8 protein-coding genes are annotated in these 7,406 nt (G+C 54.4%); 1 reads left to right on the top strand and 7 read right to left on the bottom strand.

All coding sequences use genetic code 11. The features are described 5' to 3' along the window. Positions 1-591 precede the first annotated feature (591 nt). Positions 592-945, top strand: coding sequence for a hypothetical protein (locus tag JRF57_15910; protein ID MBW2305183.1), 354 nt, complete (start codon positions 592-594; stop codon positions 943-945). Between the two features lie 90 nt (positions 946-1,035). Here the strand turns inward: JRF57_15910 and dinB are convergent, their stop codons facing one another. The 7 genes from dinB to JRF57_15875 all read right to left on the bottom strand — a co-directional run bounded on the left by dinB (position 1,036) and on the right by JRF57_15875 (position 7,035). After that, positions 1,036-2,217 (bottom strand): DNA polymerase IV, encoded by a 1,182-nt coding sequence (gene dinB, locus JRF57_15905; protein ID MBW2305182.1) that lies wholly within the window; start codon positions 2,215-2,217, stop codon positions 1,036-1,038. 99 nt (positions 2,218-2,316) lie between these two features. After that, on the bottom strand, positions 2,317-3,024 hold the full coding sequence (locus JRF57_15900; protein MBW2305181.1) for a twitching motility protein PilT: 708 nt from the start codon (positions 3,022-3,024) through the stop codon (positions 2,317-2,319). A gap of 114 nt (positions 3,025-3,138) precedes the next feature. Then, positions 3,139-4,293, bottom strand: coding sequence for an ATP-binding protein (locus JRF57_15895; protein MBW2305180.1), 1,155 nt, complete (start codon positions 4,291-4,293; stop codon positions 3,139-3,141). 57 nt (positions 4,294-4,350) lie between these two features. Beyond that, positions 4,351-5,133: a tetratricopeptide repeat protein gene (locus JRF57_15890; GenBank protein MBW2305179.1), complete on the bottom strand. Its 783-nt coding sequence runs from the start codon at positions 5,131-5,133 to the stop codon at positions 4,351-4,353. Between the two features lie 120 nt (positions 5,134-5,253). Then, positions 5,254-5,418, bottom strand: coding sequence for a hypothetical protein (locus JRF57_15885; GenBank protein MBW2305178.1), 165 nt, complete (start codon positions 5,416-5,418; stop codon positions 5,254-5,256). Between the two features lie 217 nt (positions 5,419-5,635). Beyond that, on the bottom strand, positions 5,636-6,712 hold the full coding sequence (locus tag JRF57_15880; GenBank protein MBW2305177.1) for a Fic family protein: 1,077 nt from the start codon (positions 6,710-6,712) through the stop codon (positions 5,636-5,638). A 101-nt stretch (positions 6,713-6,813) separates the two neighbouring features. Further along, the gene (locus tag JRF57_15875) at positions 6,814-7,035 is read right to left on the bottom strand and encodes a DUF4236 domain-containing protein (protein MBW2305176.1); all 222 of its coding nucleotides are present in this window, start codon (positions 7,033-7,035) and stop codon (positions 6,814-6,816) included. Positions 7,036-7,406 lie beyond the last annotated feature (371 nt).

Raw genomic sequence — 7,406 nt, 5'->3', positions numbered from 1 at the left:
ATTCCTCCAATCTCAGGATTATTGCTTATGGTGTCAACATCGGGGGAAACGGGTTGCTGATCGCTTCTTTTGCCAATCTAATCGCTTTGCGCTTTATGAAAAGTCGCTCCAAATATCTATTGTTTCATGCTTATTCTTTACCATATTTTATAGCTACCCTTGTTTTATCTTGCTGCCTGTTGATTTAGCAGTCCCATCTAAATCCATTTTGTCAGGTGCAAGTATCATTTTGTTTGCAATCTTCATCTGTCTGGAGGATAATTATAACTATGAATTCTGCCTTCCAAATCTGTTCGCCACGTCCGACCTAAAGTGCCCGGTTTTTTAGATTTTCACCTCGATTTCCGGGATAATATCAAAATTTTAACCTTCCTTTTTGATAATCGTTGTTTGGTTTAACCAGCGCTTCAGACAAAAGCTGAGCACTGTAGAGTATACAAGCGCATTTCTCCGGAATTGCAGGAAGATTCAGCGCTGTCTTCTCAGATTTCAATTCTCGGGGGAGTCATCTCTCGGGTCTTCACTTGATAGAAGCGACGAAGCGGTCAAAGGGGCCGTTGTTTTAAACCTTTAACCAGAGGAGGTGCACGGATGAACTGGAAAGAGAAGCTTAAACTTTGTTTGTGGGGTGCTGCCGGCGGCGCGATTTTGGTAATGATAATCGGGTTTACGGTAGGTGGATGGGTAAAGGGCAGTACCGCCCAGAGGATGGCGCAGGAAACTGCCGCTGAGGCTGTCGTAGCCCGTCTGGCACCGATTTGTGTCTTACAGTTCATGCAAGACCCAGACAGGCAGGAACGACTCAAGGAATTGAAACAACTGGAATCCTGGAAAACAGGTGATTATGTAAAAACACACGGCTGGGCGACAATGCCAGGGGAGAAAGAAGCCGATTACAACGTGGCCAATGAATGTGCAAAGCTCATCGCGGAACTTGACATGTAATTATTCCCAAAGGCCCCTTCTTTTCCGTGGCCCGGTATCAGGCTCTCCGCCTGATACATAAGGGTTCAGAAGAGAAGGGATGCCCGAGGATCATTCGTCAAAAAGTACTCCCGGCTTAATGTTTTCCTCACCATATTTTTCATATAATGAATCCAGGGCTATGTTTAGATTCTTTCTTTTTAAGGAGTCCGCATCCTGGTCAAAGAGGGTCAACTGGTGTTCTGCTCCAAGAAAGCTGAGTTGAGACAATGAGATACCCAGGAGCCGAACCGGCCTTTTGCCTACTGCGGTTTTTTCAAGGAGCCGGCAGACAATTGAATATATTTCAAAACCGTCGTCTGTGGATTTAGGGAGCGTCTTGGACCTGGTTACCTGGCGGAAATCGCTATATTTCACCTTTAAGGTAACGGTTTTACCGGCGGCTTCCTTTTTGCGCATCCGGTAAGCCACCTTATTTGCAAGATACAGGAGTTTCTTCTTGGCCGTATTCATATCCAGGATATCCTGGGAAAAGGTCTCTTCATGCCCGATAGATTTCATCTCATGATCCGGTATAACCTCTCGATCATCTATCCCCATTGATAATTGATGCAACATAAGCCCACGTTTACCGAATTCTTTTTCTAAAACCTTAAGGGGCACTTGGCTCAAGTCCCTGAAGGTCCGAACATTCAGGCGCATCAAGGCCTGTTGCATCACCTTTCCAACACCCCACATCTTCTTTATGGGAAGCGGGTTCAAAAACTCTCGTACCCTGTCAGGGGGCACGATGGTCAAGCCATCGGGCTTGTCCATATCAGACGCGATCTTGGCGACAAATTTGCTCGAGGCCACGCCGGCTGAGACCGTCAGACCCGTCTCTTCCAAAACCGTTTTCTTTATTTTTTTTGCAATATCCCCGGGCCGGCCAAAGAGGCGCGTAGACCCTGTAACGTCCAGAAAAGCTTCATCTATTGATAGGGGCTCCACTAACGGGGTAAAACGATAAAATATCTCAAATACCTGTTCTGAGACCTCCTTGTATCTTGCCATTCTGACCGGTAAAAATATTCCGTGGGGACATAGACGCATTGCTGTGGCCATGGGTTGGGCCGAGTGTACACCGAATTTTCTGGCCTCATATGAAGCAGATGATACTACACCCCTTTCACGGCTGCCGCCCACTATAACCGGCTTTCCCTTTAATGCCGGATTATCCAGCACCTCGACAGACGGATAAAAGGCATCCATGTCCAAATGAATGAAGACCTTTGCTTTCAATTGACCTCTCATTTTTTAATGGAGTTGCCCGTTTGGGGTTAAAAGAAGCTCACAAAACCTAGGTAGTGCCCCGGGAACCGGACTCGTCCAATATCCGATCGATTGCTTTTTTCATTTCAATAAATGGCGCTCCCTTCCAGAAGATCTTGTCACAAGAGGCACAGTAAACGTATTCATGGTTATATTCTCTTGTCTTTGGAGGAATCCTGGTTTAATTTCTTCCTTTGGGACGCTCTCTAAAGGGCTATTGCAATGAAGGCACCTTGAAAAAGGCTTCATGTTGTCTTTGATATCCAGGTAACCTATGATGCGCTTTATCTGCTTTTCGATTGCCTCTGCTCTTACAAAAATCCCATGTGTTACCTCTTTATATTTAAGGAGCCTCTTACTTCTTGTTAATATTATCCTCTTTTCCTGCCTGGATACTTTGATGATCTCCCTGTTGGAAAGCAAGGGATCATAATAAACGTCAAAACCCAGCATTCTCAAATATTTTACTATATCTCCCAAATCATTATCAGCTATGAATTTAATTCTGCGAAGGGGGATTTTTCTAAGACGGGTAACATTTTCGATGTTAAGGTACTCAAATACAGGATATACGCTGACCCGATCTTCATCTTGAATTATGTAATCAAAATCAATGGATTTTCCGTTTACCAGAATGAGGTCGATTTCTGTATGAGGCACTCCAAGGGCCTCGATCATATCTTTTATTGACCTCTTTCCCTCAAAGGTTACTTCAAAATCGGTCTTCCTCCGGTGCTCCGGCAGAAAGTCGTTTAATTCTTCATAGAAGCGGAATATTGCTTTCGGCATCGATTCCTCATCGCTCCAGGTTTCCCTGTTTCACTCTTTCGGCGAGCCACCATTCAGGCGCTCGGAGGTAGTTGTGTACCCGTGGTTTACTCTTTGAGGCGCGGAGGCCTGCTTCTACGACCCGGCCGCGCGCAGATGCTCAAGGAAGGTAGGCAGGTCGCAGGAAAGGCACCGATCATTTCCTGCCGGCTTCCTGGTCTGGGAAACCAGGAAACGGCGCTCGGCCTTGATGATGTCGGCGGCCTTGTTCAGGCGAGACACGTCTTCGGTCGAGGGAGAAGATGTCAGCTTGACCTCGACGGCCCAGAGCTCTTTCCCGAAATCCAGGACGAGGTCCAGCTCATATTGATCGCTGGTCCTGAAGTAATATGCGTTGAAATTTCTGTCCAGCGAGGAAAGCTCTCGCAATGTCTGCTCGACGACGTAGCCCTCCCAACTCGCGCCGACCCAGGGCTGCACCAGCAACGCACGCTCGCCAGGGACGTTCAGCAACGCATGCACCAAGCCGCTGTCGCGCCAGTAAAGCTTGGGTCTCCTGACGAGGCGTTTTCGGATGTTCGCCTGATAGGCCGGAAGCTGTCGGAGCAGAAAAGCGCCGATGAGATAGTCGAGGTAGCTGTTGACGGTATGGTAGGAAAGCCCAAGGCTTAGCCCCACCTGGGCTGCGTTCCACACTTGGCCTTGCAGCGCGGCCAGCATCCGGAGCAGCCGATCCGTCACTTGCGGCTTCGCGGGCAGCCCCCACATGGGCAGGTCGCGTTGGGCCAGAAGCGCCAGATAGTCGATCTGCCATCGCGGATAGCGCCTGGGTTCAAGTACGCCGCCCTCGGGATAACCCCCGCACAACCAGTGCCGCCGGCGGGACACCTTCGTCTTCAGCTCCGACAAGAGGAACGGTGTCAACTCGACCAATGACAGCCGGCCTGCCAGAGACTCTGAAACATGGGTCATCAGCGACGGGGATACGGAGCCCAAGAGCAGAAAACGCCCCTTACGGCCTCGGTCCCGGTCAATCGCTCCCCGCAAGCGCACGAAAACCTCCGGCCAGGACTGGGCCTCGTCCAGGATGAGCAAATCCTTCCCGGCCACAAGCTCGTCCCATTCGAGGTCCAGGCGCAGGCGGTCTGAATCCTGCTCCAGGTCGAAATAGACCCCGCGCATGGACTTGGCCAGCGTGGTCTTCCCGCACTGCCGCGGACCCACCAGGGCCACCGCCGGATAGGCCCTGAGGCGCTCTTCTATCAGCTTCTGGGCGGTCCGCTTTATCATGCCTTGTATTATAGAATCTGATTTCTATTTTGCAAGGAAATTTTTTTCGCCCGTCCCTCATTTCAGCTTGGCCGCGAGCCATTCCAGGGCTCCGGGGGTGGCTTTCCATGCCGCCCTGTTCCCACGGGCATAGAGCACTGCCTCGTTCTCGTCGCCGAAGCCGTAATAATCCGGAAGGACCCGGGGTATTTTCTTTCGCCCGAGGAGATAGTGTGGCACGAGCGGGTTCTCTTCGAGAGCTTCTTTCAAGGACCTGTCGGCGGCCGGTGAGTCGCCGTGCTTCCTGAAGTCCAGGAGCGCCCGGGAGTACACCCAGACGGCCATGCCGTCTTCCTTGTACTGCTTGAAGAGTTTCTCGGCGTCCTCGTCGCGGCCGAGTTCGATGAGGCACGGCATCAGAAGATAACGTATGCCCTGGTTGTCGTTGGGGTTGAGCCGCAGCATGTCCCAGTAATGCTCGACGGCTTCTTCCCGTTGACCGGCCTCCCAGAGGCATTGCGCCAGGCCCGCGCGGGCACGCATGTAGGGCCGAGTCTCCAGGAGACCCCAGAAGTGGCCGACATCTTCCTTGAACGTCTTCTTGCCGAGCGCACGCTCACCCGCCTCGACTCCTTTCCGGTAAAGGTCAAGGGCTTCTTCGAGTGATTCCGCCGTCTCCTCGGCGAGGAGATTGTAGGCATCAGCGCAGTCGGGAGATACCTCAAGGGCCTTCCTGGCCAAAGCCACAGCGCGCTGTCGTGTCGGGGCTTCCCAAGCGGCGTATATGATGTCCTGGGCCTCGTCCACGGCGGTTCGCTTGCCCCGGACCATACCGCTGAAGCCGGCCAACAGACCTTCCATAGACCTCAAATTCTCTCCAATCGGTCCCTAACCGCGTCGTGGACCTTTTTAGCCAGTAACAAAATGACATCCTCGGTTTCCCTCTGCGAGGGTTCGGGTATGACACCCGGATAGCGAAACTCAACCCCGTAAAGCATCAAGGCCGTTGCAGGAGGGAAGCTCCGTCACCGATTCCCCGTCAACCGTTTTAACCAGATTGAGAAACTCCCTCACGCTGTGCATCTTGGGAAACTCCACCTGCCTCCCCGAAACTCCACCTGCCTCCCCGCTTGCGACCCTCTCCATAACCGCTCTCCACCGCCAGGATATCACCTAACCCGTTGATACGCAACATCCCTGCCTGCGCCGTTCTCTGCTCGGCAGGCAGGTTTTCAAAGAGCGGCACATCCCCGAGGGGGCGGAAACCCTGCCGGCAGGCAGGGGCGCTGATGCGGATTTCCTCCTGTCCGGCGTGCGCCGGATGTCGCAAGTTGTGTCGCAAGTTTGTCGCAAGTTCGGCCCCCTATTCCTTGATGCGGTATATCAGCCGATTGGTCGCCCCTTCGGTAACGAGAACCCCTTTCTCCACCATGCTCCTCAGCTCCCGTTGAAGCGTGCGCCGGTTGACCTCCGGGCAGAGCGCCTCGAACTCCTGGATGTTGATGCTCCCGTGTTCGAGAATGTGCATCAGGGCCTGTGCCTGGCGGGGGGAGAGATCGTGCTGGTGGACGAGCACGTCGCGTCGGATCACCCGCTCCCCCCGTTGCCTGACCTCCATCAGCTGGGTGGCCAGTCCGGTCACGAAGTACTCCAGCCACCCGGTCATGTCCATGTTGCGCTCCCGGACACCCTGGATCGCCCGATAGAAGGCGGCCCGGTCCCGGTCGTAGTACTCGCTGATGGTGAACAGCCGCTTGAAGTCGTAACCCGCGCGGTACAGGCACAAGGTTGAGAGCAGCCGGGATGTCCGGCCGTTGCCGTCCAGGAAGGGATGGATATGGACGAGCTGGAACTGGGCGATGCCGCTCACGAGGACCGGATGGGTCTCCCGTTCCCGGTTCAGCCACTCCACCAGTTCCGCCATCAGGATCGGTACCTCGTGAGCTGGCGGCGGCGTGTAGATCGTCTCGCCGGTGGCGGAATTGACCACGTAGTTCTGGATCTTGCGGTATTCGCCCGGTGCGGCAGCACCGCCACGCACACCCTCCACCAACCGCTTGTGAATCTCGCGGATTAATCCCTCGGTGATCGGAGCGCCTGCCTGCGCCGTGCCCTGCGCGGCAGGCAGGCCACTGGACAGGAATTCCGAGACGAAGTCGAACGCCCGCCGGTAGTTCAGAAGCTCGCGCACATCGTCGGGGTCGGCTTCCGGAACCGACTCGCCGGCCAGCAGGCGTTCGGCCTGGTCGAGGGTCAGCTGCGTGCCCTCGATGTGCGTCGTGTGATGGGCCTCGAGCACCAGCGCCCGTTCTCCCATCTCCCGGATCCAGTCTTCCGAGAGGGTGGCGGCTTCCAGGAAACCGCGCGCCCGCTCAATCCGCGTCAGGGCTTCCGTAAGGCGGTTCGTGATCGTGAATCGGGGATGGAAGCCTTGTTTCATGTCTTTTCACCACTTTTCGGTGTGACAGCCACGATGCCCAACCGGGCCGCCGCGTCCAAAAGTCCGAGCCCGCGCAGGGCCCTGGCCGAGCTTTCCGTAGATCATGGCCTGTTCCCGGACAAATTGGCAGGATAGCTGATTTGGACGCACCAACAGGTGCGCCCAAAGGGTGCGAGACATGGACGGCGAGCATCAATTCCCACCGTGGCCCGCTTGCCCCTCGGACCGATGGTGAACCTCGCCCCACGCGGCCCGAACGAGAGGGACCCGCCCGACTTACTCAAGTTGACTCGGGCCGTCCATGGCCTTCGCCCTACGGGCATGCCTTCGGCATGTCCAATTCCGCTCTCCTGCGGAATTGTCAGGGTCACGCCGGTGCGATCCTGATTCGTCTCCAAAAGCGGAATGCCATGTTTTAGTTTCCCATTATGTGCTTTCGTGGATTCGCACCCTTGCAATCGCTCGCGTTCTGACACGCTCGCGGAGTTCTTGGTAAATACGAACACGTTCACTCTCGTGCCAGAAACGAATTGCAAGCGCATAACGCTGCCGCGAATCTTCGCCCGTACTAAATCGTCGTTGGCACCCCACTACTACGTGTAGAACAGGAGCGTCTTGTTCTCCAATTATGGGTAGTCTGGGAGAGCGACTCCAAATTCGCCTTCGTACCTGCAGTGTTGACCACTGGAGCGGT

The sequence above is a fragment of the Deltaproteobacteria bacterium genome, from assembly GCA_019310525.1.
Taxonomy (GTDB): domain Bacteria; phylum Desulfobacterota; class DSM-4660; order Desulfatiglandales; family HGW-15; genus JAFDEE01.
This window is presented reverse-complemented; position numbering and strand designations above follow the sequence as displayed.

Bases quoted from the DNA above. Each gene is read 5' to 3' on its own strand.
- JRF57_15910 (MBW2305183.1), top strand. From the start codon at position 592: ATGAACTGGAAAGAGAAGCTTAAACTTTGTTTGTGGGGTGCTGCCGGC.
- dinB (MBW2305182.1), bottom strand. From the start codon at position 2,217: ATGAGAGGTCAATTGAAAGCAAAGGTCTTCATTCATTTGGACATGGAT.
- JRF57_15900 (MBW2305181.1), bottom strand. From the start codon at position 3,024: ATGCCGAAAGCAATATTCCGCTTCTATGAAGAATTAAACGACTTTCTG.
- JRF57_15895 (MBW2305180.1), bottom strand. From the start codon at position 4,293: ATGATAAAGCGGACCGCCCAGAAGCTGATAGAAGAGCGCCTCAGGGCC.
- JRF57_15890 (MBW2305179.1), bottom strand. From the start codon at position 5,133: ATGGAAGGTCTGTTGGCCGGCTTCAGCGGTATGGTCCGGGGCAAGCGA.
- JRF57_15885 (MBW2305178.1), bottom strand. From the start codon at position 5,418: ATGGAGAGGGTCGCAAGCGGGGAGGCAGGTGGAGTTTCGGGGAGGCAG.
- JRF57_15880 (MBW2305177.1), bottom strand. From the start codon at position 6,712: ATGAAACAAGGCTTCCATCCCCGATTCACGATCACGAACCGCCTTACG.
- JRF57_15875 (MBW2305176.1), bottom strand. From the start codon at position 7,035: ATGCCCGTAGGGCGAAGGCCATGGACGGCCCGAGTCAACTTGAGTAAG.